Raw genomic sequence first — 26,903 nt, forward strand, 5'->3', positions numbered from 1 at the left:
CGCGCGCGTCCGCAAGGGAAGTGTCAGACGAGGCCTGCCATCACGCCACCGTCCACGTCCCAGATCGCGCCGGTGACCCACGCGGTTTCGTCAGACAGAAGATGCGTAACCGTATGCGCAACATCCTCGGGACGGCCAACGCGGCCGATCGGATGGAACGCGTCGAATGCTTCGGTCAGGGTTTCTTCGATCTTGCCCGGATCGATGAAAGCGCCATAGATGGGAGTCACCACCACGGCCGGAGAAACCGCATTCACGCGGATGCCGTACTCTGCCAGCTCCATCGCAAGGTGCTGGGTCAACGAATGAAGCCCCGCTTTGGCCATGGAATATGCCGAAGAGGGCGTGGCTCGAACCGCCTGTTTCGCCCACATAGAGCCTATGTTCACGATGCTGCCGCCACCATTGGCCTTCATGTTTTCGGCTGCCGCTTGCGTTATGAAAAAGGTCGCGCGGTTCAGGTCCATGTAGCGGTCATAGTCCTTTCCGGTATGTTCCAAAAACGGTTTTGGCGCAAATGTCCCGGCCGCATTGACCAGTCCATGGATGTGGTCTTTGGTCGATTTGATCTGGGCAATCAACGCGTCGACGTCCGCCATGTCACGCAGGTTTGCGCGGTGCGTGCCTGCGGCTGCCCCCAGTTCCGCCTTTGCGGCTTCCAGCTTGTCGGTGGACGAGCCGACCAGCGTCACGTGCCCTCCGCCTGCTACGATCTGGCGTGCCGTAGCCAGACCCATTCCGCTGGATCCACCGATGATAAGTGTTGTTGGCTGTGTCATGATCAAGCTCCCTATCTACTGATAGGTAGATATATTGGGCTGGCAAATGCCAGTTCAACCCCCTATCTAATGATAGGTAGAAAAACGGACCCTGAGCGTTTATGGCCAAAACAGAAAAACCACTGTCGGAAACCGCCAACCGAATTTTGGACGTGGCCGAGCGTATGGCGCGGCAGGGTGGATATTATGCCTTTAGTTTCCGCGATATCGCCGCGGAAATCGGCATAAAGTCCGCCAGCATTCACTATCACTTTCCAACCAAAGAAGCGTTGGGCGAAGCGCTGGTGACCCGGTACACGGATCAGTTTCTGGGTGCGTTGGGCAGGTTGGATGAAGCGACACCATTGGAATCACTAGAGCAATATGTAGCGGCTTACAGACGGGCATTGATTGAACAGGATCTGATGTGCCTGTGTGGAATGTTCGGTGCTGAAATCGCTAGGCTGCCAGACCCTGTGGCCAGGCGTACGCGTGAGTTCTTTGAACGCAATCTGGTGTGGCTGGAAACGGTGTTCCGGGCGGCTGGTGCCGCCAACCCTCAGGCGCGGGCAGGTGAAACCATTGCCCGGCTGGAAGGCGCGATGATCCTGGCGCGATCGATGAACGATATGGACCTGTTCCATCGCGTGACGGAAGATTTGCCCGCCGAAGCCCTGCGCGATTGACAAACGGCCTTGCGAGGCCCGGCAGGAACGATATCTTGCGGCCTGTGCCATAGCAGGAAAGGACAGGTTATGCCGAACCCAACCGCAGCGATGCTTGTGATCGGGGATGAAATCCTGTCGGGCCGCACCCGGGATGCAAATATGCACTACCTGGCGCAGGAACTGACCAAGCACGGGATCGACCTGAAAGAAGTTCGGATGGTCAGCGACGATGCCACTGCAATTGAACAAGCCGTTCGGGCGCTTTCGGGCAGTTGCGATCACGTCTTCACCAGTGGAGGTATTGGCCCGACTCATGACGACATAACGGCGGATTGCATTGCCCGGGCTTTCGGTGCGTCAATCGACGTCAGGGCCGATGCGCGGGCGCTGCTGGAGCGGCACTATGAGAACTCGGGACTGGAACTTAATGCTGCGCGTCTGCGTATGGCACGGATTCCGGATGGTGCGGACCTGATCGACAATCCGGTCTCGACCGCGCCGGGATTCACGCTGGGAAATGTGCATGTGATGGCGGGGATCCCGATGATCTTTCAGGCAATGGTCGCGAGCGTTCTGCCGGGCCTAACCGGCGGCGATCCTCTGTTGTCGCAAACGCTGCGGGTCAACAGGGGTGAGGGGGATATTGCATCGATCCTCTCCGCTCTCGCGGATGATTTCCCCGAACTTGCCATCGGCAGCTACCCGTTCCAGTTGAACGGCGTTTTTGGCTCTAACGTTGTGGTTCGGGGGACAGACGGTTCAAAGGTCGACGCGGCCACAACCCGGTTGGCGAAAGAGTTGAAGCTTTGAGTCCGAACTGGCCCGACATCGTCGACGGGACCTGGCCAGCGGCCCGATATGACACGCTGGGTCCGTTCCGCCTGCGGCAGGGGTTGGGTGGCGGCTCGCGCGTTTCTGCGGCCAGCGCCCTAGGACCAGCAACCAACGGCGAGGTCAAGGCTGCAGAAGAGGCGATGCGCGGCTTGGGCCAGCGGGCCATATTCTGCCTTCGTCCCGACGACGAAACGCTGGACCAACAGCTTGCAGATCGTGGCTATGACATTCTGGACCCGGTCAACATTTACGAATGTCCGGTGCAACACCTGACCGATAAACCGATCCCCCGGGTCACGGCCTTCACGATTTGGAGCCCGCTGGCCATCATGAACGAGATTTGGGCGCAGGGCGGTATTGGGCCGGAACGGCTGGCCGTGATGGAGCGTGCTCAAGGGCCGAAAACGGGGATCTTGCTGCGCCGATCCGATCAGCCAGCCGGAGCAGGGTTCGTCGCAATTCATGACAAGGTTGCGATGGTGCACGCGCTGGAGATTCTACCGGCACATCGCCGTCAGGGGCTTGGCCAATGGGCCATGCGGGCGGCGGCGTTCTGGGCACGGGATAACGGCGCGGAAACGCTGAGCGTGATCTGTACCAAAGCCAATGACGGGGCAAATGGTCTCTACAGCGCGCTCGGGATGGCGATCACCGGGGAATACCATTATCGTCAGCTTGTCCAAGGAGATAGCTCGCTGTGACCGACCAAACCCTGCCCACCGCACTGGACCTGCCGATGGTGGACCCGCTGCCGCCCGAGACGCAGAAGTACTTTGATATCTGTGTCGAGAAACTGGGTTTTGTACCCAATGTTCTGAAGGCGTATGCCTTCAACATCGACAAACTGAACGCATTCACGGCCACGTATAATGACCTGATGCTTGGTGACAGCGGGTTGTCCAAGCTGGAGCGCGAAATGATTGCAGTGGTCGTCTCGGCGATCAACAAGTGCTTTTACTGCCTGGTGGCCCACGGGGCGGCTGTCCGGCAATTGTCGGGTAACCCGCAACTGGGCGAGATGCTGGTGATGAATTACCGCGTGGCCCCATTGGGCGACCGTCAGCGCGCCATGCTGGACTTTGCCGCGAAGATGACCACGGCCAGTACCGAGATCGAAGAGCCCGACCGCCAGCGCCTGCGGGATGTGGGTTTCAGCGACCGGGATATTTGGGACATCGCCAATGTCACCGGCTTTTTCAACATGTCGAACCGGGTGGCCAGCGCGACGGCGATGGCGCCGAACGACGAATACCACGCACAGGCCCGATGATCCGAACCGCTGCCCTTTGTCTTTTGTTGCTGGCCGGTCAGGGTGCCGCGCAGAACCTGACCATGCCTTCCGGGGCGCGGCTTGTCAGCGACCGCACAAGCGCATTGGACAGTTACGAACTGCCGATCGGTCCCTTTGCCGACGGTGCCGTTCCCGCGCGCGAGGTTGAGGGGAAGGTGGAGCGGTTCACGTGGCGCCTTCAATCCGGGTCCAGCACGACGCTGCAGATACTGGCCCCGTTGCGCGATCAGATTGCCGCTCAGGGGTATGAAATCCTGCTCGATTGCCAGGCCAGTGTTTGCGGTGGTTTCGACTTCCGCTTTGGCACCGAGGTGGTGCCCACACCGGATATGTACGTTGCCATTCAGGATTATCGTTTTTTGTCCGCCGCCAAGGGGGACGCCGTGGTCAGCCTGTTGGTCAGCCGAAATCCACCCGACGGATATGTGCAGATGATCCGGGTGACTCCGGTCGGGGTAACGGCCCCGCCGCCACTGGTGATCGAAGAAACGGTCAATCCGTCGGGTGGCTTGCTCGCCGGTCTTGAACAGAACGGCCATGTGATTCTGGATGACCTGCATTTCCGCACCGGAGAGATCACTTTGGGCGAGGGGCCATTCTCTTCGCTGGAATTGATTGCGGACTTCCTGGCCAAAAACCCCGATACCCGTTTGGCGCTTGTGGGTCACACGGATGACACCGGCGCGCTGGAGGCCAATATCTCGGTCAGCACAGGCCGGGCACAGGCTGTGCGCGTTCGGTTGATCGAAAAACATGGGGTCGCGGCGGATCGGGTCGAGGCCCGGGGGATCGGGTATCTTGCCCCTCTGACCTCGAATGCTACACCAGAGGGTCGCGACCTGAACCGCCGTGTCGAGGCTGTTTTGTTGGTAAACTGACTTCTGCACCTTAGATCAGCTTAAGATCTGACTACAAACACAGGAGTCCCCCATGCCGGATCAGACCCACGCCCCTCAGGCATTGATCATTGGAGCGGGGGCCGGGTTGTCGGCCTCATTTGCGCGGGTATTGGCAAAGGATGGGTTCAGCCTGCATTTGGCCGCGCGCAATATTTCGGATCTGGGCCAATTGGCGGCCGAGACCGGGGCAGAGCTGCATCAGGTGGACGGCACTAACGCCGAAGCCGTGGCCGCACTGGTTGCCGGGCTGCCGGGTGAGTTGCGCGTCGCCTGCTACAACCCTTCCGCACGACAGCGGGGGCCGATTACCGAACTTGATCCGGAAACCGTGCGTAAGGCGGTCGAAGTGACCGCCCACGGAGCATTCCTGTTGGGGCAGGCCGCTGCCCGCCGGATGTTGGCGCAAGAGATGCGGGATAACCGCCGCGGCACCATCCTGTTCACCGGTGCGTCGGCAGGGGTCAAAGGGTTTCCGATGTCGGCCCCCTTTGCCATGGGCAAATTCGCCCAGCGTGGTTTGGCGCAATCCATGGCGCGCGAGCTTCATCCCAAGGGCGTTCATGTCGCATGGATCAATATCGATGGCGGAATTCGCAACGCATCGCGTCCCGAACGGATCGAGGCCGAAGACAACCCCGACAGTATGCTGGACCCCGACGCCATCGCACGGGAATATATGCATCTGATCCATCAGAACCGCTCGACCTGGAGCGATGAGCTGACCCTGCGCCCATGGGTCGAACGGTTCTGAACGTGTCCGGCATATCGGTCACAAAAAAAGACCCGCGCAGTTTGGCGCGGGCCGTTCTAGGTCACCGAGGTAAATTCACCAGTCCATCGGACCTTTCTCGTGAAAGGCATCGACAAGAAAATCTATGAAAGCCCGAACCTTGGGCTGCGTAAAGCGCCCGGGTGGGTAAACGGCGTAGACGCCCTGAACCTCATCGGGCAGCGATGGCATCGCGTCCAAAACCGCGCCGGATTTCAGTGCGTCGGCATACAGATAGCTGGGAAGATATGCGATCCCCAACCCGGAAATGGCTGCGTTCAACAGCGACTGGCCGTCATTGACGCTCAGCCAGCCGGCGGTGCGCACCTGCCGTTTCTCGCCGGACGGCGCGGTCAGTTTCCACACGTTACCGGACGACTGGCTGGAGTAATGCAGCAGCTTGTGTTCGTTCAGATCGTCGATTTTCTGCGGGCGTCCGAATTTCTCGATATAGCTGGGTGCCGCAACCATCCGCTTGACGGTTTCCGTTAGCTTGCGCGCGCGCAGGGTGCTGTCTTCCAGTTCACCAATCCGCACGGCCACGTCGAAGCCTTCGGAAATCAGTTCCACATAGCGGTTGTTCAGAACCATGTTCACGGTGATATCCGGATAGGCCGCAAGAAACTCGGACAAGACCGGCGACAGGTGATTCACGCCGAAATCCGTGGCCACGCTGATCCGAAGCAGACCCGAGGGGGCGGACTGCATCGAAGTGACAAGCGCATCGGCCTCACCTGCGTCATTCAGCACGCGGCGCGCGCGGTCATAATAGGCCAGACCAATCTCGGTCGGTGAGACACGCCGGGTCGTTCGGTTCAGCAGCCGTGCGCCCAATCGGGCCTCAAGGCTGGAAACATGCTTTGACACGGCCGATTTGGAGATGCCCATTTTTTTTGCCGCGTCGGTAAAGCCACCCTGGTCCACCACATTGGCAAAGGCTTCCATTTCGGTCAGTCGATCCATTCTAGTACCCCAGGAATTCTGTTCTTTGGCTAACTGTGGCCTCCAATCTGGGCGGAAACTAGGCAGACATTGGATAATATCAGGGATTTAAATCGGATCGTTTGCAGATGGGAAACGCGGAAACGATGGTTTCCGAGATGGCCACAAAGCCTGTAACTCAAGGATTTTAGGCGAAGTTGGCGGAATATGTTAACATGAGAATGGCAAATTTGTGTCCACGGAGGAGAACATGAAAGCCATTTTCACCATCGCAGCCCTCTGCCTGTCCGCATCCCTTGCAATGGCCGGGGGGGAAACGCCCTCGAACCCGGATGCGAGGGTCTATTTTGCAAATCTGTCGGACGGTGACACCGTGTCGTCACCGGTAACCGTGGTCTTTGGGCTTAGCGGTATGGGCGTGGCACCTGCCGGAACCGAGGCCGAGAATACCGGTCACCACCACCTTCTGGTTGACCGCCCGCCACTGGGTGAGGGTGAGGACGGAGTGGATGAGCTGGCCTATGGTCTCCCCGCCGACGACAACCATCTGCATTTCGGTGGCGGTCAGACTGAGGTGACGTTGGAACTGGCACCGGGCGATCATACGCTGCAACTGGTGCTGGGCGATGCAGGCCATGTCCCGCACGCGCCGCCTATCGTGTCGCAGGTGATCACGATCACGGTGGAATAAGGTGCTTTCAGGCTGATGTTGTGTTCTGCGCTGCGTCACCTTTGGGCGGCGCACCCACAAAGGACAGAATCGCAACGATTGCCAGCAGACTTCCGATTGAGATCGCTGCAATCGCCCACAAGACCGCGCCATGATGCGCAATGGCGGCCAACAGCATCGATATCGCGATAATCGCCAGCCTCCCGAGTGTTTTTGAAACCGCTTGCGCGGCAATCCTTTGCTCTTTCGGGGCGATGTCCATGAAATACAGCGTCCGTGCGCTGCCCAGCCCTGTGACCGCGACGGTTGCCACGAACAGGGATACCGCGTGCAGGTGCACCGTATGATCCAGCCCCTGGCTGTGCAGTGCGATCAGGCAAATGCCGGATACCGCGATCATCGCCGCTCCGGCGATCATGACCGAACGGTTGGAATAGCCTGACAGAGCACGCCAAAGCGGCGCAGCCACCATCAGGGCGGCCGCTGATGACACCACCAGCGCCGTCAGCCCCTGCTCCGAACTGTGATGTGCCTCAGCGGCGATCAGGGCGAAGAACGGCACCGATAATCCTGCCAAGACAAAGGAAAGCCGGACAAACATGTACTTTTGAAACCATGGCTCGACAAATAAACGCGCCGCATCTCGCCAGAAGGCGCGCATCGACTCAATGCGCGTCTCTTTGGTTGCCTGCTGCGCTTCACCAGGGCGCTCTTGCAACGCCATCACCAGTGCCGCCGACACGGCAAAGCACAGCGCACCGAACCCGATCACCATACTGTGGCGCGTCAGGGCCGGAGCGTCCTGAAAGATCTGATGCAGCACCAGAACAGCCGCTATCGTGGCCGCCCCGCCGATGGCCTTTTGCGAATAGCTCACACGCATCCGGTCGCGGGACGGAAGATTGCCACCCACAAACTCGATGATCAGCAGGCTTTTGACCTCTTCCAGAAACCCGATCAGGAAAATCCCAACGACGAACGCCCCGATCACGAAGGTCCGGTCGCTATGGGTCACGGCCAGTATAACGGCAGCGAAACACAGTCCGACCACGATATCGATCCGGGCAATGGCGGCTTTCTTCTGCGCCAGACGCCCGATGGGTCCGGCAGCGCAGATATCGGCCAAGGTTCCGGCTGTATGGCGGATCGCCACCAGCGCAGCGGCCAAAAAGACTGGTAAATTCATCGACACTGCCAGAAACGTCAGCACGACCGAGGGGCTGGCCATCGACCACGCCATGACAGAAAAAGCCCCCTGTCCCGCCAATAGCGGAACATTTCGGGACGGGGGCTGGAGCGTCTCGTGGGTCATTCTCTCGCGCGGTTTCTCCGGAACGGAAGGCTATCGCGCGAGTTCACGATATGTCGGCGCGCAACGCAAGGCGCAGGGCGGTGCGCCTAGAATGTTGCAGCCAGCCGCGTGCCCTGATTGATAGCGCGCTTAGCATCCAGTTCGGCGGCCACATCTGCACCGCCGATCACGTGCGGGGTGATGCCTCGCTCGATCAGAGCATCGGCAAGGCTGCGTTCGGACACCTGACCGGAACACAGAACGATTGAGTCCGCCGCAATCACGGTCGGGTCGGCACGTTCCTCGCCAAAGCTGATATGCAGGCCGTCCTCGTCTATGCGCTCGTAGTTCACGCCGCCAACAAAGTTGACGTCTTTCATCTTGAGAGTGGCGCGGTGAATCCAGCCGGTTGTTTTGCCCAGTCCTTTGCCATGAGCCTGCTTCTTCCGCTGTAGCAGTGTAACGTCACGCGCAGGTGCCGCCGGTTGCGGACCTTCTGGCGCAAGGCCCGAGCGGTGTTCAGCCGGATCGGTCACGCCCCATTCCTTCATCCATGCGGGCAGGTCGGTCGTGATGCTATGGCCGTTCTCCAGTAGGAACTCGGACACGTCGAAACCGATACCGCCTGCGCCGATGACGGCGACGGATTTGCCAATCTCGGCCTTGTCGCGCAGCACGTCGATATAGTTGACGACGTTGTCACGATCCTGCCCCGGTATCTGCGGGTCGCGTGGCGTGACGCCGGTGGCGATAACCACTTCGTCAAAGCCGTTCAGGTCGTCCGCGCCGACCTCTCGGTTCAACTCCACCTTCACACCCAGATCGGTCATCATGGTGCGGTACCAGTCGACCAGTCCCCAGAACTCTTCCTTGCCCGGCACCTGCTTGGCCATGTTCAACTGGCCCCCAATCTCGGCGGCGCGGTCGAACAAGGTCACGTTGTGTCCGCGCTGGGCTGCGGTCATCGCAGTGGACAAACCCGCAGGACCTGCGCCGACGATCGCAACCGTCTTTGGCGTTTCTGCTGCGGTAATTTCCAGTTCGGTCTCATGGCAGGCACGCGGGTTCACAAGGCACGACGTCAGCTTGCCGCTGAACGTGTGGTCCAGACAGGCCTGGTTGCAGGCGATGCAGGGCGCAATCTTGGCCCCTTCACCTGCAATTGCCTTGTTGACGAATTCCGCATCGGCCAGCATTGGCCGGGCCAGAGACACCATGTCGGCGCAGCCGGTCGACAGGACCTCTTCAGCGACCTCGGGGGTGTTGATCCGGTTCGACGTGATGACCGGAATCGACACCTTACCCATCAGCTTTTTCGTCACCCAGGCGAAGGCCGCACGGGGAACACTGGTGGCAATGGTTGGAATCCGAGCTTCATGCCAGCCGATACCGGTGTTGATGATCGTGGCACCGGCCTCTTCGATGCGCTGGGCCAGTTCAACGACCTCTTCATGGGTCGAGCCGTTGGGGATCAGGTCAATCATCGACAGGCGGTAGATGATGATGAAATCGGTACCCACGGCCTCGCGCGTTCGACGCACGACCTCGATTGGCAGGCGCATGCGGTTCTCATAGGACCCGCCCCATCGGTCGGTGCGCTTGTTGGTGTGAGTCACAAGGAACTGGTTGAGGAAATACCCCTCGGACCCCATGATCTCGACCCCGTCATAACCCGCCTTCTGGGCCAGTACCGCAGCGTTGACGATATCGGCGATCTGCTTCTCGATACCCTCTTCATCCAGCTCATTCGGAGGGAAGGGCGAGATCGGGGATTTCACCGGGCTGGGGGCCACGCATTTCGGACCATAAGCATACCGCCCTGCATGCAGGATCTGCATCGCGATCTTGCCGCCGGCCTCATGCACGCGCTGGGTCACGATGGAATGGTTCGCCACCTCTTTGTCATTGGTCATCATCGACGCGCCGGGCAGGACCGAGCCTTCAAGGTTCGGACCAATCCCACCTGTCACCATCAGAGCCACGCCTCCGCGCGCGCGGTCGGCATAGAATTCGGCCACACGGTTCCAGTCACCGGTTTCTTCGAGCCCCGTGTGCATCGACCCCATCAGGACGCGGTTCTTCAAAGTGGTAAAGCCCAGGTCCAGCGGGGCCAGCATGTTTGGGTACGCAGTCATGGCGAACTCTCCCTCCCGATTTCTCGACGCTAGATTGACGTTCGCGTCAATGTTGTCACGCGAAACCTAACGTCAAACTCTTTGCGAGGGCCTTGGGGCTTGATACAGACGTCTCAAAGCACATTAGTGAGGCCGCGCATGACCCCCGAAGAAATCGCCAAACTGCCCTATCGACCCTGCGTGGGACTTATGCTGATGAATGCCGAGGGCAAGGTTTTTGTCGGCCAGCGCAATGACCGCCACAAGGACGCTTGGCAGATGCCTCAGGGTGGAGTGGACAAAGGCGAGGACCCACGGGATGCGGCGCTGCGTGAGCTTTGGGAGGAAACCGGCGTAACTTCGGACCTCGTTGAGGTCGTTGCCGAAACAAACGGCTGGCTGCCCTATGATCTGCCGCATGACATCGTGCCCAAAATCTGGAAGGGTCGCTTTCGCGGGCAGGAACAGAAATGGTATCTGCTGCGGTTTACCGGTAGTGACGACCAGATCGACATCCAGACAGAGCATCCGGAATTCACTCAATGGAAATGGCAGGACCCCGGTAAGCTGATCGAAGAGATCGTGCCGTTCAAACGTGAGGTTTACCAGCAGGTGGTTGCCGCCTTTGCCGATCACCTGTCATAAGACGGCATGCAAATAGAAGATATCTGGCCCAAGTACCGCGCACGCCTGAAAGCGTTTCTGCATTCGCGTGTGTCCAACGCGGCAGATGTAGATGACCTGCTGCAGGAAATCTTGGTCAAAGTTTTCACCGGTCTGCCAAACCTGAAGGACCCGGCGAAACTGCAGCCGTGGTTGTTTCAAACCGCCGATCGCACGATCATCGACTATTACCGGAAATCAGGCCGTGCCGAGGCGCACCCGGATGACCTTTGGTATCACCGCGACGATCCGGAAACACGTCAGGACTTGGAGGGCTGTGTCGAACCTTTCATTCGTGGATTGTCGCAGGAAACCGCGGACATGCTGATGGCGATCGACATCAATGGCATACCCCAACAGGATTACGCACAGGCGCAGGGGCTGGCGTATTCAACTCTGAAATCCCGCGTTCAGAAGGGGCGGGCAGAATTGCGAAAAGCGTTCGAAGATTGCTGCAATATCTCGATGGATGTGCGGGGTAATATCTCGGACGTTCAGGAAAAACCGAAATCCTGCAAAAAATGTTGATCTGATCGTCGTCTTTTTGGCGCGGGCTTCGTCTGACAGATGAAACCAGCAAAAGGAAAGACCAATGATCCGTATCATAAGTTTCAAAATCTGCCCTTTCGTTCAGCGCGTCACCGCGCTGTTGGAAGCCAAGCAGGTGCCTTATCAGATCGACTATATCAGCCTCAGCGACAAGCCGGACTGGTTTCTGGAATTGTCGCCGACAGGTCAGGTGCCGGTTCTGGTGACCGAGGGCGGCACCGCGCTGTTCGAGTCGGACGCAATTGCCGAATTCCTCGACGAAGTGACCGCGTCGCTGCAGCCCGACCTGACGCCCGAACAGCGCGCCCTGAACCGCGCGTGGAGCTATCAGGCAAGCAAACACTATCTGGTTCAGTGCAGCGCGATGCAAAGCGCGGATCAGGCGATCTTCTCTGATCGGATGACCAAGCTAAACGCCTCTTTCGCAAAGGCTGAAAAGCAGCTGGGCGATGGGCCTTATTTTGCGGGCGAGGCGCTGGGCAATGTCGATATGGCGTGGTTGCCGTTGCTCCATCGCGCTGCAATCGTGGCCGAACACAGCGGGCACGATATGTTGGTGGACTACCCCAAGGTGAAGGCTTGGCAACAGGCCTTGCTGGCGACAGGCATCCCGCAGAAAACCGTGTCCGAGGATTTTGTCGCGCGATTTGCCGAATTCTATCTGGCCGAACGGACGTGGCTTGGGCGGGGTGCGAACCTGAACGAAGCGCCGGCAACCGCTCCGTTGAAACAATCCGGCGGGTGCTGCGGGTGATTTACTCACCAAGCCGCACGTTGGCGTGAGGGGGCGTGGTCGCATCTGGTCGACCTGTCTAGCTTGACGGGTATGAAGGACACACCCCCATCTCCCTCTTTCGTACAACCCGCCGGACGCAAGTTCACGGGTGCAGACCGCCGCGCGCCGTTGCGCGGCGGTCTGCAAGGCTGCGCGGAATATAGCGCCGGTCAGACCGCAGGCCGGTTCTATCCCATTGCCTGTGTTGCGCTTGAAGTCACCCAGCGTTGCAATCTGGATTGCACGCTGTGTTATCTCTCGGACCGGGCCGAGATGACCTATGATCCGCCGCTTTCGGTTCTGTTCGCGCGGATTGCCACGATCCATAGCCACTATGGCCCCGGTGTCTCGGTCCAGTTGACGGGCGGAGATCCGACGCTGCGCAAGGTCGAAGATCTTGAATCGCTGTGCCGCGAGATCCGGCGATTGGGCATGCGGTCCTGCCTGATGACCAACGGTATCCGCGCCAGCCGGGCGTTTCTGACGCGGCTTGCGGCAGCGGGGTTGGATGACGTGGCCTTTCATGTCGACATGACTCAGGAGCGCAAAGGGTTTGCCAGCGAGGCCGAGCTAAATACCGTGCGTTGTGCCTACATCCGTCGTACGCGCGGGTTGGGCTTGCGGGTCTTGTTCAACACAACGGTCTTTGGCGGTAATTTCGACGAGCTTCCTACGCTGGCGCGGTTCCTGCGTGACCGCCTGGAGGTCGCCTTTGTTTCGTTCCAGATGCAGGCCGATACTGGCCGAGGGGTGCTGCGGGAACGACCCGACGCGATCACGCAAGACAGTGTAATGCGTGCGGTTGAGGCCGGGTATGAAACACCCCTGCATTTCGACACTGCAGCCGTAGGGCATTCGAAATGCAACCGCTATGCCAGCGTCGTCACCGCCGGAGGGCGCGCGGTATCGCTTCTGTCGGCCCGGCGATTGACGCATCGGGTGATTGCCGCGCTGGAACGGGCGGATCGGTCGACAGACGGCCATATCGACATCCGCGATGGTGTGCGGCGCATGGCGTTGCGCAACCCCCTTTTGGCTGCGCGGGCCGGTCTGCATCTTCTGGGGTGCGTTCTAAGTCTGGGGCGCGGTCTTTTGCGCGGACCGGTCCGCAGGCAATCCGTGTTCATCCATAACTTCATGGCCGCGGATGCGCTGGAAGAAGGTCGTTGTGCGTCCTGCGTGTTCATGGTCGCAACGGCAAACGGCCCGCTGTCCATGTGCGCCCACAACGCGCAACGCGACCTGCATCTGGCGGCGCCTGACCAGATTGACGGCCCGTTTGGTCCAAGCTGGTGGAACGCCGCAGCGCCACGCCTGTCAGGAACCCCCGATCTGCCGGACCTGAGCGATCCCGCTTTGGCTCCTCTCAAGCGGCTCAAGGGTCAGATGCGTGCATTGCGCCGGAACCGAAAGGACGCGTCATGAGAAACCTTCTGTTACTTCTGCTATTTCCGATACTGGCGGCCTGCGCCAGCGTGGAGCGATTGGCCCTGCCTGCGCCCGAAGCCCTGCCGGGGCAGACCCTGACCCGTTTCGCGGCACCTCCGGGAGAGAAGGTAGATCATCGGGATTGGGACAGCTTTCTGAACCGCTATGTCGCAATGGATACGCACGGTGTGAACCGGGTGGCTTATGGGCAAGTGACACAAACAGATCGAACGCGTCTGAAAGGATATCTGGCTGATCTGCAGGCTGTTGATCCGGTGCAGCTGACCAGCGACCAACAACTGGCTTACTGGATCAATCTGTACAACGCGCTGACGGTGGATGTCGTTCTCGACAACTACCCTGTAGCCTCGATCCGGGACATCAAGGACGGACCGCTTTCGATTGGGCCGTGGAACCGTCCTTTGGCACGGGTTGGCGGGGAAACCCTGACTCTGAATGACATCGAACATCGCGTCATCCGACCCACATTCAACGAGCCGCGCATCCATTACGCGCTGAACTGTGCCGCTGTGGGCTGCCCCAACCTGATGGACCGCGCCTGGCGGGCTGAGACGCTAGAGCGCGATCTCGCGACCGCCGAACATGCCTATGTCAACGACCCGCGCGGCGTGCGGTTCGACAACCGCGGCGGGCTTATCCTCTCGAAAATATATATCTGGTTCCGCGAGGATTTCGGTCCGAATGAAAAGGCTGTTCTTGCTTACATCGAAACGGTGGCGAAACCCGAGCTGCGCGCCCGCCTGCAGCATACGCCGCGTGTCAAAGCATATCAGTACGACTGGGCGCTGAACGACGCGGCGGCCGGATCGTAGCTGGCGGTTACAGCAACCCTTCGGCGCGCAGCAGTTCCTGCATGTTTGCCTCGGGGCGGGGGCCGATATGGCTGATGACCTCGCGGGCGCAGACATTGCCGATCCGTGCGCAGGTCTCATGATCGCGACCTGTGGCCATGCCGAACAGGAAACCAGCCGCGAATTGATCGCCTGCACCGGTCGCATCCACTGGCACCACTTTTTCAACCGGCACGTCGATGCGCTTGCCTTCGTTCAGAACCGTCACCCCGTCGCCCGAACGTGTGCATACGACCAGAGGGCAGATCGCGGCGGTTTTGGCCAGCGCCTCTTCCAGATCGTCAGTTTCGAACAGCGACTTGATCTCTGCCTCGTTGCCGATGACGAAATCCAGTTCGTTTTCGATCAGCAACAGGAAGTCGACACGGTGGCGTTCCACGCAGAACGGGTCGGAAATGGCGATACCAGCCTTGCCGCCGCCCTTGTGACACGCGCGTGCGGCCTCAAGGAAGGCAGCCTTGCCCTTTTCCTTGTCGAACAAATAGCCCTCAAGGAACATGATCTGGCTGTTGCCTGCGACCTCATCCGATACGTCCTGCGACGACAGTTCAGACGAAATCCCCAGATAGGTATTCATCGATCGTTCGCCATCGGGTGAGACAAAGATCATCGATCGCGACGTCGGCAGCTCTCCACCCGGAACCGGCGGGTTCACGAAGTCCACGCCATCTTCGTTCATCGCGTCCGCATAGAACCGGCCCAGTGCGTCATCGTGTACGCGTCCGATAAACGCCGAATCCAGCCCCAGCGCGCCTGCACCCGCGATCGTGTTGGCAACCGAACCGCCCGGCGTCTGAACCCGACCTTCCATCGAGGCATAAAGCACTTCGCCACGCTCCTGCTCGATCAGTTGCATGATGCCCTTTTCGATGCCCATCAGCTCCAGAAAGCTGTCATCGGCCTGAGAGATTACGTCCACCACGGCATTTCCGATGCCGACAAGCTGGTAGGTTTTCATAGGTTCTTGTCCTCAAATTCGCAGAGATCGCGGATGATACAGGTCGGGCACATGGGTTTGCGTGCCTTGCAGTGGTACCGGCCATGCAGGATCAGCCAGTGATGCGCATGCAGCTGAAAATCAACTGGGATATTGTCCTCGATGGCGCGTTCGACAGCGTCGACGTTTTTGCCGGGGCAGATACCAGAGCGGTTGCCGACGCGAAAGATATGGGTATCCACGGCCTGCGCCGGATATCGCCACCACATGTTCAGCACCACATTGGCCGTCTTGCGACCCACCCCCGGCAGCGATTGCAGGGCTGCGCGGGAATTGGGCACCTCGCCGCTATAGTCTTCGACCAGAATTCGGCTGAGCTTGATGACGTTCTTGGCTTTTTGCCGGAACAGGCCGATGGTCTTGATATGCTCGATCAGCCCCTCTTCACCCAGATCCAGCATCTTTTGCGGCGTGTCAGCGATCTTGAACAGCTCGCGCGTGGCTTTGTTTACCCCGGCGTCGGTGGCCTGCGCAGACAGCGCCACGGCCACGACCAGGGTATAGACGTTCACGTGATCCAGCTCGCCCTTGGGTTCGGGGTCGGCGTCCTGAAAACGTGTGAAGATCTCGCGGATCGTGTGATAATCAAGTTGTTTTGCCATCCGCGCCTTAATGCCGGTCGGGGCGCGTTGATACAAGTCCAAAGCCAATGCGCAAGTTCCGGGTCGCGAGGCCGTGACCTGCGCGCTATGGTTTGGACAAGACAATGAGGTGAGAACCATGAACGTCCAGACCCCGGAAAGCGGATACCATTACAACGTCATGCGTCGTGCCATTGATTTGATCGATCAGGGTGGCGAGAACCTGAGCCTCGACGAACTGGCGTGCCAGATGGACATGAGCCCCGCGCATTTCCAGCGCCTGTTCTCGCGTTGGACCGGGGTGTCGCCGAAACGGTATCAACAGTATCTGACATTGGGCCACGCCAAGGCGCTGCTGCGGGAACGGTTCACCACGTTGGAAACCGCGCATAACGTTGGCCTGTCCGGCAGTGGCCGCCTGCACGATCTGTTCCTGAAATGGGAATCCATGAGCCCCGGCGAATACGCCCGCAAGGGTGACGGGCTTACGATCTATTGGGGTTGGTTCGAATGCCCCTTTGGCCCGGCGCTTGTGATGGGAACGGACAAAGGCATCTGCGGCATGGCATTTGGCGCGGAGACCGGTGAGGAGGCTGCAATGGAGGACATGATCTCGCGCTGGCCTAAGGCGGAATTCGTCGAAGACCCGATGCGCCTGCGACCCTGGGTCCTCAGCGCGTTTGGCGCGGCCAGTGACCGGTTGGAGCCGACGCCGCTCTATCTGATCGGGTCACCTCTGCAGATCAAGGTTTGGGAAGCCCTGATGCATATTCCGTCGGGGCAGGTGACGACCTATTCGGAAATCGCACAGCGGGTCGGGTCGCCTCAGGCTGTTCGAGCCGTCGGGACAGCGGTGGGTCGCAATCCTGTCAGTTGGTTGATCCCCTGCCATCGCGCGTTGCGCAAATCCGGAGGATTGGGCGGCTATCATTGGGGACTGCCGGTGAAACGCGCGATGCTTGCTTATGAGGCCGCTCAGGCGGATGCGTAACCGCAGTCAAAAAGTAAGATCGTAAACCTGCTTCATGTGCTAGGTGAGTCTCTATGAGGCAGGACACCGGACAGACAACCCAGACATTCGCTGCATGGGCCATCCCCGTTTCGCTTGCAGTTTTATTGCTGAAACTGCTGGCGTGGTGGGTGACCGGCTCGGTCGCGTTGCTGTCGGATGCTTTGGAATCGGTTGTGAATGTGTTGGCGGCCTTGCTCGCATACTTTGCGGTCCGAATTTCAGGTATGCCGCCGGACAAAAAGCACCCGTTCGGACACAAAAAGGCCGAGTATCTGTCGGCCGTGGCCGAAGGAACCCTGATTGTTCTGGCCGCGCTTCTGATCATTCGCGAGGCCGTTTTTGCATTGCCCAATCCAGAATTGGCAGGCGCACCCTTTCTCGGCATCGCTATTAACGTGGGCGCGACCTGTCTGAACGGTATCTGGGCCTTTCTGCTGTTGCGGATCGGTCGACGCGAAAGTTCTCCTGCACTGGTAGCGAGCGCAAAGCATATTTTCACCGACCTGATAACGTCGGTTGGTGTCGTCGTCGGGCTGCTGATTGCGATGGCTACCGGTTGGCTGATCTTGGACCCTCTCATCGCGATCCTCGTAGCCCTCAACATTCTGTGGGAGGGTTGGAAAGTCATCCGCAGCTCGGTCGATGGGCTGATGGATGCCTCTTTGTCCGACAGGGATTTGAAGTCTGTGCGGGAAATGATCGAGGCCAATCTGGGCTCGGCGCTGGAATACCACGACCTACGGGGTCGCCGGTCAGCCAACATGATTTTCGTCGAATTCCACCTTGTCGTCGATGGCAGTATGTCGGTCGCCGATGCGCATGACATCTGCGATGATATCGAAGGGGCGTTGGTTGAAAAGTTCCCCGGATCTGTCTTTGTGATTCATCTGGAGCCGGACACCGAACTTAAAGAACCCGCCCGTGTCGTCGCTGTGGAGTAAAGTGTGTCCATGCCCTCAAAAGCGGCAGGGCTTTACCGCTTTTGTTTGGCTTGTTGATTGAGATGCCTTAACTCCTTACCGCCCCGAGGCACATGCTCACGAGTGGATAGTTCGGCCTTCAGCTCTAACCAGGCACGTTGCCAGTTCTCTCTGTCCTTGAATGCGATAAGCCCCTTTGCGACGACGGCTTCCCTCTCTTCATCGCTCCAATCGCTTTGGGAATAGAACTCCTGCAGACCTCTGAGAGCCATTAGGCGCGTCAGAAGTGAACCCGTGTGCATCTCAGCCAGCTGTTCAGTGCTCACGGGCTCAACAGTGTTCAAAAGGTCAAAATCGACCGTCATTGGGAAACTTGGTTACTCCGCCGCCCATCCCCCAACGGCTTTGACCTCAAGGAAATCTTCCAGCCCCCAAAGACCACCTTCGCGCCCGTTGCCCGACTGTTTCATCCCTCCAAACGGGGAGCCCGCAGAACGGGACTGGCCGTTCATTTCAACCATACCGGACCGAAGGACCCGCGCCATGCGGTTGGCACGTGCGCCATCCTGCGTCTGGACATAGTTGGTCAGGCCGTAGGGCGTGTCGTTGGCGATCTCGACCGCCTCTTCTTCGGTGTCGAAGGGGATCATGGTCAGGACCGGGCCAAAGATCTCTTCGCGCGCGATGGTCATCTGGTTGTTGGCATCGGCAAAGACGGTGGGGCGTACGTAGTAACCCTTGTTCAGACCCTCGGGGCGGCCAGTACCACCCGCAACCAGACGCGCGCCTTCGTCGATGCCCTTCTGGATCAGATCCTGAATTTTGGTCCACTGCGCCTCGTTCACGACGGGGCCGATGTGACGCCCTTCTTCCTGAGCACTTCCGACTGAGACCATGTTGGCCACTTCCGCTGCGGTCTCGACGGCCTGATCGTAGATCGGGCGCTGCACCAGCATGCGGCTGGGGGCGTTACAGCTTTGGCCGGTGTTGTTCATCATGTGCAAGACACCGCGTTTGACTGCCTTTTCATCAGCATCCGCAAAGACCACGTTTGCGCCCTTGCCGCCCAACTCCAGATGCACCTTTTTCAAGGTATCGGCTGCGCTTTTCGAAATCGCTGTGCCGGCACGGGTCGATCCGGTAAAGCTGACCATATCCACATCCGGATGCGCCGACAGTTGCGAACCGACCCCGACCCCGTCGCCATTCACCAGATTGAAGACACCGGCTGGGAAGCCCGCCTCATTCATCATCTCGGCAAAGATCATCGCGTTCAGCGGGCTTTGCTCGGACGGTTTCAGTACCATCGTGCATCCGGCGATCGCCGCGGCACCAACCTTGAGCGTGATCTGGTTCATCGGCCAGTTCCACGGCGTGATCAGGGCGGCCACGCCGACGGCTTCGTAGATGATCCGATCATTAGGCGCATGCTCGCCAAGCGGGCGTTCGAACTGGAACGCTTTGGCTGCGCGTACAAAGTTCGCAAGGTGATACATACCCGCACCGGATTGCTGAGTGCGCGCCATGTCGATGGGGGCCCCCATTTCAAGCGACATGGCTTGCGCCAGATCTTCGGAGCGGCTCTGGTAAATCTCGATCAGCTTTTCGACCAACGCGATGCGCTCTGCGACGGGGGTCGCCATCCAGCCGGGCAAGGCGGCCTTTGCTGCGGCAACGGCGTCGTCGGTATCGGCCTGCGCGCCGAGCGAGATCACTGCGCAGGGTTCTTCGGTCGAAGGGTTGATCACCTCGAAATCATTGGGTGCGGATGGGGCGACCCATGTTCCGTTGATGTAGAAATTGCGCTTCTCGATCATCGCGTATCCTCCTGATCCTTCAGCCCGGATGCCGGGAATTTGCGCCACTCTGGCACCGGCAAATTGGTGTGGCAAGGGATAATTTGATCAAATTATTTTCCTCAAAAATGAATACCCTTTAAGCCGGTGGATGGTTTAACAATGGCGCAGAGTAATTAGGTTTCTCCCAACCGACTCGGATATTTCAAAGAAAAGGAGATGTACCATGGGTTTGCGCATCAACGACACCGTTCCGAATTTCACCGCAGAAACGGATCAGGGCACCGTTCAGTTCCATGACTGGATTGGTGACAGCTGGGCGATCCTGTTCTCGCACCCCAAGGATTTCACTCCGGTCTGCACCACCGAGTTCTCGGCCGTTGCACAGCTGAACGATGAATGGGCGGCACGCAACACCAAGGTGATTGGTGTGTCGGTCGATGGTGTCGAAGACCACAAGAAGTGGAAGAAAGACATCGAGGCATACGGCAATGCCAACCCCGGTTTCCCGATCATCGCCGATGACGGGCTGGCCGTGTCCAAGGCGTTCGACATGCTGCCGGCCGAGGCCTACCTGCCCGATGGCCGCACCCCCGCCGACAGTGCTACCGTACGTTCCGTCTTTATCATCGGCCCGGACAAACAGCTGAAACTGTCGATGACCTACCCGATGACCGTGGGCCGCAACTTTGCGGAAATCCTGCGCGCACTGGATGGCCTGCAGATGAGCGCCAAAGGCGTTGCCACCCCTGCGAACTGGGTGCCGGGCGAAGACGTGATAATTCCGCCCGCCGTCTCGAATGATGAAGCAAAAGAGAAGTTTGGCGAGTTCGAAACGATCTTCCCGTATCTGCGAAAAACCAAAGCGCCCAGTTAAAACAATGCGGGCGGGGCACAAAGCCCCGCCCGTTTTCAATTTGGCCGAGTTTTCTGTCAGGCCGCAGATCGTTGCGGAAACTGGTACAGTTTCCTGCGATACGAAGCTCGCTTAAACTCACGCGTCAGTTTGTCGGCCAGAGGCGGGCTTGTCTGAATGGTCGAGCCCCCGATTTCGCCAGCCACTTCCTTGTTACCGCTTCCCTGCAATGAAAGAATTGGCTGTCCTGTCACCCAATGCATCTGCAGGAACGTATCAACCGGTCGGTCGATCTGATTGGTTACGGCTAGCAACCGCTCGGCCGCACGGCGTCCGACCATCTGGCAAACACATTGCAGGCCAATCACCCTGGGCAGGATCAGGCGCAGCCCGTTATGCTGGGCCAGGGTTTGCGACGGTTCTTCGCGTTGCTTTACCGGAATGCGGATATAGTGATCCGGGGTGGCCAGCGGTTCCAGCATTTCCAAGGCTTCGGCCATGCGGCAGGCGTCCACGCGCAGATCATCCTCGGTGATGATCGCCCGATCGATTTTCTCATCCACCATCTTGCGCCAAATGCGACGGTGACTCTCGAAGACGCCAATCTCGGCCGGCTTCAATGCGAAGGGGTATCTGGGGCGATACAAATCGCCGGGAAACAACTGAATGCCCGCGATCTGTTCGGGGTCTTTGCCGTTTACGGCTTCGAACAACTCGGCGTTGGGCAGTTCAGAGCATAGCCTTTCGGCGTTGGGACGCCGGGCTGCGCTTGAGGTCATATGGATCACAAAAGACTTCATGCCACAGTGCATAGAACACGGGGGGCAGAGGGGGAAGAGAAACCAGACAGAAACCCTTCCGCCCAGTCAATCAGAAGCCGTAGCGCAGGCCAAAGTTGACGCTGAAGGCGTCGATGTCGTCCTCAACTGTACCAGTTGAGGTGCCATTTGGGGCCAAACGCGCAGAAGAAACGTCGAATGCGCGAGTATAACGAGTGTCCAGAGTCAGGTCGGTGTTCGTGCTGACCTCGTAGGCGACACCGGCAATAACTTGCGCAGCAAAGGTCGTGTCGGTGTCGTTCAGCGCGACGCCCGGTCCGTACGCAAAGTCCAGATCGGAATAGGTGGCCCCCAGACCCAGGCCGACATATGGGGTGAACGCTCCGGCTTGCTTGAAATCGACCAGCACATTGGCAAACAACGATGTTTGCGTCACGTCGCCCGAAATGTTGGCTTCGGCGCCGGGACCGTTGCCCGAGAAGTTCACGCCATCCACATCATTGTCACGATAGGACAGCTCAAGCTCGATCCGGGTGCCGATCTGGTCGTTCGACCATTGCGGGATCTCTTTGCCGACGGCGATACCCAGCCCGTAACCGCCATCAAAGTCTGCATCCACGGATTGGGTCGATCCGTTGATCGTTCCGCTGAAGTCGCTGTCCTGCAACTGGCTGTACCCGGCGAAGCCCTGAACGTAGAGGCCGTCCGACAGGCTTTGCGCGGCCAGCGCGGATGCGCTGATTGTCAGGGCCGCTGAGGCGAGAATAAGACGCTTAACCATAATCAAGTCCTTTGTTCCGTGGTCTGTCTTGCGCAGATGTGGGAACCGCGGGGACGAAAGGAAGGTGGCGGGCCTTCACTTCGCTTCACAGGTTATTTGGGCAGTGTGAATGAATAACCCGGAGACTGTAAGTCGTCAGTTCAGACCGCCGAACCCGCACTGTCATCAGGGTTTTTGATCAGCGGTTCAGACAGAAGTTCTTCGACGAAGTAGCTCAGCAACTGCAACCGCCCAGAGACGCCCGCCTTGCGGTAAACCGCAGCGCACTGTGCCTTGATCGTGCCCTCTTTGGTCTGTCGCAGTTCAGCCATTTCAGCTATGGTCAGGCCCTTGATCGACAACATCGCGACGTCCCGTTCAGCATCGCTTAGCTGCCATTCATCGAACTGGTGTTCAATGATCCGGGCGAATGCGCCTTGCGCGATGTGCAATTGCCGCTGCAAGTCGTATACCCGTCTGACCTGAGAGCGGATCAGGGCGATTGTGGCGGTCAGCCCTCCGACCAATGCCAGCGCCAGAACCAGTTCGAACGCGTGCAGGTGGCGAAAACCGGCGCTTTCCCCTCCGGTCCAGTCCAGAGCCGCGTCGGTCATGAAAAAGGCGGCGCAGAGGGCCTGCACCACCAGAAGAAGCCAGAGCAAAGACGTTTGTGAAATCTTCATACGGCCCCTTTGACATCACGTGTTCAGTCGTCGTCCTCTTCCAGTTCGATGGCGGTCACCACGCCATCGGTCTCGGACAGGACCAGTTCAGTTTCCACGCCATCCTTGACGAGTTCAACCTCGATCTCGCCATCTTCGAATTCGATCTCTTCGATCTGGTATCCCTGCCCCTCCAGAGCGGCGCGGATATCGGCCTCGGTGGTGCCCAGCTTGTCACCCAGCCCAACATTGGCCAGCGCAAGGACCGGTGCGGTCGCAATCAGGCCGGTCAAAGTCAGCAGTTTCAAGGTTTCCATATCGCATCTCCTTTTTGCGTTGTGGCGATGTGATCGAACTGGGGGGCTGCGGGACGCTCTGCGATTGGCTTTTGGTTGATTTGGGTCGAATTGAACCAAGGTTTATGCCTCAAAAACGGTGGATTCGGGCGTCTGGTTCAGGATTTGAGCATTTTGTGATAGGGTGTCGTGGGGGAAAATCTACAGGCAGCAACCAACGACGTCGGGATTTCACACTGTGCGTAACAGGAGATGACGATGGCATTTACTGATTGGTATGTTGAAGGCGATGCTTTTGGGAACTGTAACTGCGGCTATGCATGTCCATGCCAGTTCGAAGAGTTGCCCACTCATGGGCATTGTCGCGGGTTCGAAGTGCTTGAGATCAAAAAAGGACATTTCGGCGATACGGATTTGAGCGGCACAAAAGCTGCCCTGATTTACGCCTGGCCGGGTCCGATTTTCGAAGGTGGCGGCGAGATGCAGGTGATCATCGATCCCAGCGCGTCAGAGGCGCAGCGCGCAGCATTGGAAAAGGTTTTTCACGGCGAAGAAACCGAAGAAATGGCAACACATTGGTTCGTGTTCAGGGCCATGTGCGAGAGGGTTCACGACACCCTGTTTTTGCCGATTGATTTCGAAATGGACATGGAAGGGCGCACGGCCAATGTCTCAATCGGTGACGTACTTCAATCAACAGGAGAGCCGATTCAGGCCCCGCATGGCGGCGGCCCGCATCGTGTACGGATCGATATCCCCGGCGGTATTGAGTTCACCCTGGCTGAGATCGGTAGCGCTTCGACCAAGGCAGACGCAGCAATCAAATTGGATCTGAACGATAGCTACGGCCAATGGCATGTGATGAAGCACGGACCGTCGGGGGTTGCGCACTGACGATCACGCTTCATCAATGTCCACAAGAACCGGGGCTGTGTCATAGATGATCGTTACAGATTTGAACCGGCTCTGATCTTCGGTAAGTTCGAAAAGGGCCACACACTCGATGGTTTCGGGGTGACCGTCATGGATGATGCGTGTGTAGTCAAAATGCACCGCCATTTGCAGTGCGCTGGACGTATCGGCGAATGTGTTCTTGTGTACGGTAGACCGGTCCTTCGTAATCTTCATGACATGGGTATAAAAATCCCGCGCCTGTTGCTTGCCGGAAATTGGTGAGGTCGCGGTTGCGTCATTGGCAAACAAGCTCAGCATCTGAGAGACATCATCGCTTTCGATAGCCTGCAAATATTGCCGCGCCAGATGGTCAATTCGATCTTTGTCTGACATCGCTTTCCCTCCTGCTGGATCAGGTTGCAATGTAGCACAAAAAAAGGCCCCGGCGTTTCCGCCGGGGCCTCGGTCATTGGAAAGAAGAACAGATTACTCTGCGCTTTCCTCTTTCTTTTCTTTCTTCTCGGGAACGATCTCTTCGCCGGTTTCTTGATCGACGACTTTCATCGACAGGCGGACCTTGCCGCGATCGTCAAAGCCCAGCAGCTTGACCTTTACTTCCTGACCTTCTTTCAGAACATCCGACGGATGGTTCAGGCGGCGGTTTTCGATCTGGGACACGTGGACCAGTCCGTCGCGCTTGCCAAAGAAGTTCACGAAAGCGCCGAAGTCGACGATCTTAACCACTTTACCGGTGTAGACCTGACCTTCTTCCGGCTCGGCCACGATCGAGTAGATCATGTCGTAGGCCTTCTTGATCGATTCACCATCGGGCGAGGCGATCTTGATGACGCCATCGTCGTTGATGTCGACCTTGGCACCCGAGGTTTCCACGATCTCGCGGATGACCTTACCGCCCGAGCCGATCACTTCGCGGATCTTGTCGGTCGGGATGTTCATGGTCTCGATACGCGGAGCGTGGACCGAGAATTCGTTGGTCTCTGACAGGGCTTTGCCCATCTCGCCCAGAATGTGCATCCGGCCTTCTTTGGCCTGTGCGAGAGCGGTTTCCATGATCTGCGGCGTGATGCCTGCGACCTTGATGTCCATCTGCAGCGAGGTGATGCCGTTTTCGGTACCCGCCACTTTGAAGTCCATGTCGCCCAGGTGGTCTTCGTCACCCAGAATGTCAGTCAGAACAGCGTATTCGCCGTCATCTTCCAGGATCAGACCCATGGCCACACCGGCAACCGGTGCTTTCAGCGGAACACCTGCATCCATCATCGACAGCGAGCCGCCGCAGACAGAAGCCATCGAGGACGAGCCGTTGGATTCAGTGATCTCCGACACCACGCGGATAGTGTAGGGGAAGTCGGTCGGCGCAGGCAGAACAGCCTGCAGAGCGCGCCATGCCAGCTTGCCGTGGCCGATTTCGCGGCGACCGGGCGAACCAACGCGGCCAACTTCACCAACCGAGTACGGAGGGAAGTTATAGTGCAGCAGGAAGTTCGATTTGAAGTTGCCGTGCAGCGCGTCGATGAACTGTTCGTCGTCACCGGTGCCCAGCGTGGTCACAGCCAGCGCCTGTGTTTCACCACGGGTGAACAGGGCAGAACCGTGGGTACGCGGCAGCAGCGAAGTTTCAGCCTCAATCGCGCGAACATCGGTGGTCGAACGACCGTCGATGCGCTTGCCGCCTTTGACGACGTCGCCGCGCAGGATGCCGGCTTCCAGCTTTTTCATCGCCGAACCCAGGTTGCCGTCTTCCAGCTGTTCCTCGGTCAGCGCTTCCTTGATCGCTTCACGGGCAGCGGCAACAGCGGCGGTGCGCTCTTGCTTGTCGGTGATTGCGAAAGCGGCGCGCATCTGCTCTTCACCGGCGGCCGCAACGGCGGCGTACAGTTCCGAGTAATCGGGCGCTTCAAACTCAAACGGCTCTTTGGCGGTTTCTTCGGCCAGATCGATGATCAGGTCCAGAACCGGCTGGATCTGCTCATGCGCGAAATTCACGGCGCCCAGCATCTCTGCTTCGGACAGCTCGTAAGCTTCGGATTCAACCATCATCACGGCGTTCTTGGTGCCGGCGACAACTAGATCCAGACGCTGTTCAGGATTCAGGCGCAGGTCCTGCATGTCGTCCACGGTCGGGTTCAGGACGTACTCGCCATCCACGAAACCAACCCGGGCACCGGCGATCGGGCCGCGGAACGGTGCGCCCGAAATGGTCAGGGCAGCCGAAGCGGCGATCATAGCGACGATGTCGGGGTCGTTGACCAGATCGTGGCTCAGCACGGTGCACATCACCAGAACTTCGTTTTTGAAGCCGTCAACGAACAGCGGGCGGATCGGACGGTCGATCAGACGCGCGGTCAGCGTCTCTTTCTCGGTCGGGCGCGCCTCGCGCTTGAAGAAGCCACCCGGAACCTTACCGGCGGCATAGTATTTCTCTTGGTAGTGCACGGTCAGCGGGAAAAAGTCCTGACCGGGCTTTTGCTGCTTGGCAAAGGTCACGTTCGCCATAACGCTGGTTTCGCCCAGCGTGGCAATCACGGTGCCGTCGGCCTGGCGCGCAACTTTGCCAGTTTCCAGTGTGAGCGTCTCTTCGCCCCACTGCATCGATTTCTTCGTTACATCAAACATATGCGTATCCTAGATGAGAGCACTCCCGCCCCTGCGGGTCTCCCGTTTGCATGGCGGCCCCATTGCCGCCGACCCCAATTTATCTTCCGTTCGAGTGCCGGGGTCAGGGCACAACGTCTCAGATAGCGCGCGCATACATGAGATTGCGCCCAAAGGAAAGCGAAACCGACCGCTCCGTTGGGGCTGACAA

Annotated in this window: 30 protein-coding genes; 16 read left to right on the forward strand and 14 right to left on the reverse strand. The window is 58.7% G+C overall.

The window, feature by feature from the left end; genetic code table 11:
- Nucleotides 1–23 precede the first annotated feature (23 nt).
- Nucleotides 24–779 (reverse strand): SDR family NAD(P)-dependent oxidoreductase, encoded by a 756-nt coding sequence (locus tag ACR0J0_RS15140; protein WP_480664982.1) that lies wholly within the window; start codon nt 777–779, stop codon nt 24–26.
- 101 nt (nt 780–880) lie between these two features.
- Between ACR0J0_RS15140 and ACR0J0_RS15145 the strand changes: the two genes are divergently transcribed.
- The 6 genes from ACR0J0_RS15145 to ACR0J0_RS15170 all read left to right on the forward strand — a co-directional run bounded on the left by ACR0J0_RS15145 (nt 881) and on the right by ACR0J0_RS15170 (nt 5,201).
- On the forward strand, nt 881–1,444 hold the full coding sequence (locus tag ACR0J0_RS15145) for a TetR/AcrR family transcriptional regulator (RefSeq protein ID WP_480664983.1): 564 nt from the start codon (nt 881–883) through the stop codon (nt 1,442–1,444).
- Between the two features lie 69 nt (nt 1,445–1,513).
- Nucleotides 1,514–2,236: a competence/damage-inducible protein A gene (locus tag ACR0J0_RS15150; protein ID WP_480664984.1), complete on the forward strand. Its 723-nt coding sequence runs from the start codon at nt 1,514–1,516 to the stop codon at nt 2,234–2,236.
- Nucleotides 2,233–2,961 carry a GNAT family N-acetyltransferase gene (locus ACR0J0_RS15155; RefSeq protein ID WP_480664985.1) on the forward strand — a complete coding sequence of 243 codons (729 nt, stop codon included), beginning with the start codon at nt 2,233–2,235 and terminating at the stop codon, nt 2,959–2,961. The genes ACR0J0_RS15150 and ACR0J0_RS15155 overlap by 4 nt, the downstream gene beginning before the upstream one ends.
- Entirely contained in the window at nt 2,958–3,530 is a 573-nt protein-coding gene (locus ACR0J0_RS15160) for a peroxidase-related enzyme (RefSeq protein WP_480664986.1), read from the forward strand. Before ACR0J0_RS15155 ends, ACR0J0_RS15160 begins: the two co-directional genes overlap by 4 nt.
- Nucleotides 3,527–4,429 (forward strand): OmpA family protein, encoded by a 903-nt coding sequence (locus ACR0J0_RS15165; RefSeq protein WP_480664987.1) that lies wholly within the window; start codon nt 3,527–3,529, stop codon nt 4,427–4,429. The genes ACR0J0_RS15160 and ACR0J0_RS15165 overlap by 4 nt, the downstream gene beginning before the upstream one ends.
- Before the next feature lie 52 nt (nt 4,430–4,481).
- Nucleotides 4,482–5,201 carry an SDR family NAD(P)-dependent oxidoreductase gene (locus ACR0J0_RS15170; RefSeq protein ID WP_480664988.1) on the forward strand — a complete coding sequence of 240 codons (720 nt, stop codon included), beginning with the start codon at nt 4,482–4,484 and terminating at the stop codon, nt 5,199–5,201.
- A 75-nt stretch (nt 5,202–5,276) separates the two neighbouring features.
- Here the strand turns inward: ACR0J0_RS15170 and ACR0J0_RS15175 are convergent, their stop codons facing one another.
- Nucleotides 5,277–6,182 (reverse strand): LysR family transcriptional regulator, encoded by a 906-nt coding sequence (locus ACR0J0_RS15175; RefSeq protein ID WP_480664989.1) that lies wholly within the window; start codon nt 6,180–6,182, stop codon nt 5,277–5,279.
- Nucleotides 6,183–6,411: 229 nt separating this feature from the next.
- Between ACR0J0_RS15175 and ACR0J0_RS15180 the strand changes: the two genes are divergently transcribed.
- Entirely contained in the window at nt 6,412–6,852 is a 441-nt protein-coding gene (locus tag ACR0J0_RS15180) for a DUF4399 domain-containing protein (RefSeq protein WP_480664990.1), read from the forward strand.
- 7 nt (nt 6,853–6,859) lie between these two features.
- Here ACR0J0_RS15180 and ACR0J0_RS15185 read toward each other — a convergent pair whose 3' ends face one another.
- Both ACR0J0_RS15185 and ACR0J0_RS15190 read right to left on the reverse strand, forming a co-directional pair.
- Nucleotides 6,860–8,143, reverse strand: coding sequence for an MFS transporter (locus ACR0J0_RS15185; RefSeq protein WP_480664991.1), 1,284 nt, complete (start codon nt 8,141–8,143; stop codon nt 6,860–6,862).
- Between the two features lie 86 nt (nt 8,144–8,229).
- Entirely contained in the window at nt 8,230–10,257 is a 2,028-nt protein-coding gene (locus ACR0J0_RS15190; RefSeq protein WP_480664992.1) for an FAD-dependent oxidoreductase, read from the reverse strand.
- A gap of 138 nt (nt 10,258–10,395) precedes the next feature.
- On the opposite strand from ACR0J0_RS15190, the gene ACR0J0_RS15195 reads away from it, so the two are divergent.
- From ACR0J0_RS15195 to ACR0J0_RS15215, 5 genes are all read left to right on the forward strand, one after another.
- Nucleotides 10,396–10,881: an RNA pyrophosphohydrolase gene (locus tag ACR0J0_RS15195; protein ID WP_480664993.1), complete on the forward strand. Its 486-nt coding sequence runs from the start codon at nt 10,396–10,398 to the stop codon at nt 10,879–10,881.
- A 6-nt stretch (nt 10,882–10,887) separates the two neighbouring features.
- A complete protein-coding gene (gene sigZ, locus ACR0J0_RS15200; RefSeq protein ID WP_480664994.1) occupies nt 10,888–11,427 on the forward strand; it encodes an RNA polymerase sigma factor SigZ in 540 nt (179 codons plus the stop codon).
- A 64-nt stretch (nt 11,428–11,491) separates the two neighbouring features.
- On the forward strand, nt 11,492–12,202 hold the full coding sequence (locus tag ACR0J0_RS15205; protein ID WP_480664995.1) for a glutathione S-transferase family protein: 711 nt from the start codon (nt 11,492–11,494) through the stop codon (nt 12,200–12,202).
- A 72-nt stretch (nt 12,203–12,274) separates the two neighbouring features.
- Nucleotides 12,275–13,648 (forward strand): radical SAM protein, encoded by a 1,374-nt coding sequence (locus tag ACR0J0_RS15210; protein ID WP_480664996.1) that lies wholly within the window; start codon nt 12,275–12,277, stop codon nt 13,646–13,648.
- Nucleotides 13,645–14,484, forward strand: a complete 840-nt coding sequence (locus tag ACR0J0_RS15215; RefSeq protein ID WP_480664997.1) for a DUF547 domain-containing protein — start codon at nt 13,645–13,647, stop codon at nt 14,482–14,484. Before ACR0J0_RS15210 ends, ACR0J0_RS15215 begins: the two co-directional genes overlap by 4 nt.
- A 7-nt stretch (nt 14,485–14,491) precedes the next feature.
- Here ACR0J0_RS15215 and ACR0J0_RS15220 read toward each other — a convergent pair whose 3' ends face one another.
- Both ACR0J0_RS15220 and nth read right to left on the reverse strand, forming a co-directional pair.
- The gene (locus ACR0J0_RS15220) at nt 14,492–15,481 is read right to left on the reverse strand and encodes an adenosine kinase (RefSeq protein WP_480664998.1); all 990 of its coding nucleotides are present in this window, start codon (nt 15,479–15,481) and stop codon (nt 14,492–14,494) included.
- Nucleotides 15,478–16,122 (reverse strand): endonuclease III, encoded by a 645-nt coding sequence (gene nth, locus ACR0J0_RS15225; RefSeq protein ID WP_480664999.1) that lies wholly within the window; start codon nt 16,120–16,122, stop codon nt 15,478–15,480. Before nth ends, ACR0J0_RS15220 begins: the two co-directional genes overlap by 4 nt.
- A 118-nt stretch (nt 16,123–16,240) precedes the next feature.
- Between nth and ACR0J0_RS15230 the strand changes: the two genes are divergently transcribed.
- Together ACR0J0_RS15230 and ACR0J0_RS15235 are read left to right on the forward strand one after the other, a co-directional pair.
- Complete coding sequence (locus ACR0J0_RS15230) at nt 16,241–17,092, forward strand: methylated-DNA--[protein]-cysteine S-methyltransferase (protein ID WP_480665000.1); 852 nt, start codon at nt 16,241–16,243, stop codon at nt 17,090–17,092.
- Between the two features lie 53 nt (nt 17,093–17,145).
- A complete protein-coding gene (locus ACR0J0_RS15235; RefSeq protein ID WP_480665001.1) occupies nt 17,146–18,054 on the forward strand; it encodes a cation diffusion facilitator family transporter in 909 nt (302 codons plus the stop codon).
- A gap of 32 nt (nt 18,055–18,086) precedes the next feature.
- Here ACR0J0_RS15235 and ACR0J0_RS15240 read toward each other — a convergent pair whose 3' ends face one another.
- Both ACR0J0_RS15240 and ACR0J0_RS15245 read right to left on the reverse strand, forming a co-directional pair.
- Complete coding sequence (locus tag ACR0J0_RS15240; protein WP_480665002.1) at nt 18,087–18,398, reverse strand: hypothetical protein; 312 nt, start codon at nt 18,396–18,398, stop codon at nt 18,087–18,089.
- Nucleotides 18,399–18,410: 12 nt separating this feature from the next.
- On the reverse strand, nt 18,411–19,850 hold the full coding sequence (locus tag ACR0J0_RS15245) for an aldehyde dehydrogenase family protein (RefSeq protein WP_480665003.1): 1,440 nt from the start codon (nt 19,848–19,850) through the stop codon (nt 18,411–18,413).
- A gap of 205 nt (nt 19,851–20,055) precedes the next feature.
- Between ACR0J0_RS15245 and ACR0J0_RS15250 the strand changes: the two genes are divergently transcribed.
- Nucleotides 20,056–20,706: a peroxiredoxin gene (locus ACR0J0_RS15250; protein ID WP_170408508.1), complete on the forward strand. Its 651-nt coding sequence runs from the start codon at nt 20,056–20,058 to the stop codon at nt 20,704–20,706.
- Between the two features lie 56 nt (nt 20,707–20,762).
- Here ACR0J0_RS15250 and ACR0J0_RS15255 read toward each other — a convergent pair whose 3' ends face one another.
- The 4 genes from ACR0J0_RS15255 to ACR0J0_RS15270 all read right to left on the reverse strand — a co-directional run bounded on the left by ACR0J0_RS15255 (nt 20,763) and on the right by ACR0J0_RS15270 (nt 23,203).
- Entirely contained in the window at nt 20,763–21,485 is a 723-nt protein-coding gene (locus tag ACR0J0_RS15255; RefSeq protein WP_480665004.1) for a glycosyltransferase family 25 protein, read from the reverse strand.
- A gap of 70 nt (nt 21,486–21,555) precedes the next feature.
- Entirely contained in the window at nt 21,556–22,245 is a 690-nt protein-coding gene (locus tag ACR0J0_RS15260; RefSeq protein WP_480665005.1) for an outer membrane protein, read from the reverse strand.
- Nucleotides 22,246–22,385: 140 nt separating this feature from the next.
- Nucleotides 22,386–22,907, reverse strand: coding sequence for a helix-turn-helix transcriptional regulator (locus ACR0J0_RS15265; RefSeq protein WP_480665006.1), 522 nt, complete (start codon nt 22,905–22,907; stop codon nt 22,386–22,388).
- 23 nt (nt 22,908–22,930) lie between these two features.
- Nucleotides 22,931–23,203 (reverse strand): PepSY domain-containing protein, encoded by a 273-nt coding sequence (locus ACR0J0_RS15270; protein WP_480665007.1) that lies wholly within the window; start codon nt 23,201–23,203, stop codon nt 22,931–22,933.
- Between the two features lie 237 nt (nt 23,204–23,440).
- On the opposite strand from ACR0J0_RS15270, the gene ACR0J0_RS15275 reads away from it, so the two are divergent.
- Entirely contained in the window at nt 23,441–24,076 is a 636-nt protein-coding gene (locus ACR0J0_RS15275) for a DUF1326 domain-containing protein (RefSeq protein ID WP_480665008.1), read from the forward strand.
- 3 nt (nt 24,077–24,079) lie between these two features.
- Here the strand turns inward: ACR0J0_RS15275 and ACR0J0_RS15280 are convergent, their stop codons facing one another.
- Nucleotides 24,080–24,469 (reverse strand): nuclear transport factor 2 family protein, encoded by a 390-nt coding sequence (locus tag ACR0J0_RS15280; protein WP_480665009.1) that lies wholly within the window; start codon nt 24,467–24,469, stop codon nt 24,080–24,082.
- A gap of 93 nt (nt 24,470–24,562) precedes the next feature.
- Nucleotides 24,563–26,713: a polyribonucleotide nucleotidyltransferase gene (gene pnp / locus ACR0J0_RS15285; protein ID WP_480665010.1), complete on the reverse strand. Its 2,151-nt coding sequence runs from the start codon at nt 26,711–26,713 to the stop codon at nt 24,563–24,565.
- Nucleotides 26,714–26,903: the final 190 nt, after the last annotated feature.

Source organism: Ruegeria sp. BF12 (assembly GCF_056538705.1).

What these genes read in the sequence shown, in the direction of transcription:
- ACR0J0_RS15140 (WP_480664982.1), bottom strand. Translation starts at nt 779, where the DNA reads ATGACACAGCCAACAACACTTATCATCGGTGGATCCAGCGGAATGGGT.
- ACR0J0_RS15145 (WP_480664983.1), top strand. Translation starts at nt 881, where the DNA reads ATGGCCAAAACAGAAAAACCACTGTCGGAAACCGCCAACCGAATTTTG.
- ACR0J0_RS15150 (WP_480664984.1), top strand. Translation starts at nt 1,514, where the DNA reads ATGCCGAACCCAACCGCAGCGATGCTTGTGATCGGGGATGAAATCCTG.
- ACR0J0_RS15165 (WP_480664987.1), top strand. Translation starts at nt 3,527, where the DNA reads ATGATCCGAACCGCTGCCCTTTGTCTTTTGTTGCTGGCCGGTCAGGGT.
- ACR0J0_RS15170 (WP_480664988.1), top strand. Translation starts at nt 4,482, where the DNA reads ATGCCGGATCAGACCCACGCCCCTCAGGCATTGATCATTGGAGCGGGG.
- ACR0J0_RS15175 (WP_480664989.1), bottom strand. Translation starts at nt 6,182, where the DNA reads ATGGATCGACTGACCGAAATGGAAGCCTTTGCCAATGTGGTGGACCAG.
- ACR0J0_RS15180 (WP_480664990.1), top strand. Translation starts at nt 6,412, where the DNA reads ATGAAAGCCATTTTCACCATCGCAGCCCTCTGCCTGTCCGCATCCCTT.
- ACR0J0_RS15185 (WP_480664991.1), bottom strand. Translation starts at nt 8,143, where the DNA reads ATGACCCACGAGACGCTCCAGCCCCCGTCCCGAAATGTTCCGCTATTG.
- ACR0J0_RS15190 (WP_480664992.1), bottom strand. Translation starts at nt 10,257, where the DNA reads ATGACTGCGTACCCAAACATGCTGGCCCCGCTGGACCTGGGCTTTACC.
- ACR0J0_RS15195 (WP_480664993.1), top strand. Translation starts at nt 10,396, where the DNA reads ATGACCCCCGAAGAAATCGCCAAACTGCCCTATCGACCCTGCGTGGGA.
- sigZ (WP_480664994.1), top strand. Translation starts at nt 10,888, where the DNA reads ATGCAAATAGAAGATATCTGGCCCAAGTACCGCGCACGCCTGAAAGCG.
- ACR0J0_RS15205 (WP_480664995.1), top strand. Translation starts at nt 11,492, where the DNA reads ATGATCCGTATCATAAGTTTCAAAATCTGCCCTTTCGTTCAGCGCGTC.
- ACR0J0_RS15210 (WP_480664996.1), top strand. Translation starts at nt 12,275, where the DNA reads ATGAAGGACACACCCCCATCTCCCTCTTTCGTACAACCCGCCGGACGC.
- ACR0J0_RS15215 (WP_480664997.1), top strand. Translation starts at nt 13,645, where the DNA reads ATGAGAAACCTTCTGTTACTTCTGCTATTTCCGATACTGGCGGCCTGC.
- ACR0J0_RS15220 (WP_480664998.1), bottom strand. Translation starts at nt 15,481, where the DNA reads ATGAAAACCTACCAGCTTGTCGGCATCGGAAATGCCGTGGTGGACGTA.
- nth (WP_480664999.1), bottom strand. Translation starts at nt 16,122, where the DNA reads ATGGCAAAACAACTTGATTATCACACGATCCGCGAGATCTTCACACGT.
- ACR0J0_RS15230 (WP_480665000.1), top strand. Translation starts at nt 16,241, where the DNA reads ATGAACGTCCAGACCCCGGAAAGCGGATACCATTACAACGTCATGCGT.
- ACR0J0_RS15235 (WP_480665001.1), top strand. Translation starts at nt 17,146, where the DNA reads ATGAGGCAGGACACCGGACAGACAACCCAGACATTCGCTGCATGGGCC.
- ACR0J0_RS15240 (WP_480665002.1), bottom strand. Translation starts at nt 18,398, where the DNA reads ATGACGGTCGATTTTGACCTTTTGAACACTGTTGAGCCCGTGAGCACT.
- ACR0J0_RS15245 (WP_480665003.1), bottom strand. Translation starts at nt 19,850, where the DNA reads ATGATCGAGAAGCGCAATTTCTACATCAACGGAACATGGGTCGCCCCA.
- ACR0J0_RS15250 (WP_170408508.1), top strand. Translation starts at nt 20,056, where the DNA reads ATGGGTTTGCGCATCAACGACACCGTTCCGAATTTCACCGCAGAAACG.
- ACR0J0_RS15255 (WP_480665004.1), bottom strand. Translation starts at nt 21,485, where the DNA reads ATGAAGTCTTTTGTGATCCATATGACCTCAAGCGCAGCCCGGCGTCCC.
- ACR0J0_RS15260 (WP_480665005.1), bottom strand. Translation starts at nt 22,245, where the DNA reads ATGGTTAAGCGTCTTATTCTCGCCTCAGCGGCCCTGACAATCAGCGCA.
- ACR0J0_RS15265 (WP_480665006.1), bottom strand. Translation starts at nt 22,907, where the DNA reads ATGAAGATTTCACAAACGTCTTTGCTCTGGCTTCTTCTGGTGGTGCAG.
- ACR0J0_RS15270 (WP_480665007.1), bottom strand. Translation starts at nt 23,203, where the DNA reads ATGGAAACCTTGAAACTGCTGACTTTGACCGGCCTGATTGCGACCGCA.
- ACR0J0_RS15275 (WP_480665008.1), top strand. Translation starts at nt 23,441, where the DNA reads ATGGCATTTACTGATTGGTATGTTGAAGGCGATGCTTTTGGGAACTGT.
- ACR0J0_RS15280 (WP_480665009.1), bottom strand. Translation starts at nt 24,469, where the DNA reads ATGTCAGACAAAGATCGAATTGACCATCTGGCGCGGCAATATTTGCAG.
- pnp (WP_480665010.1), bottom strand. Translation starts at nt 26,713, where the DNA reads ATGTTTGATGTAACGAAGAAATCGATGCAGTGGGGCGAAGAGACGCTC.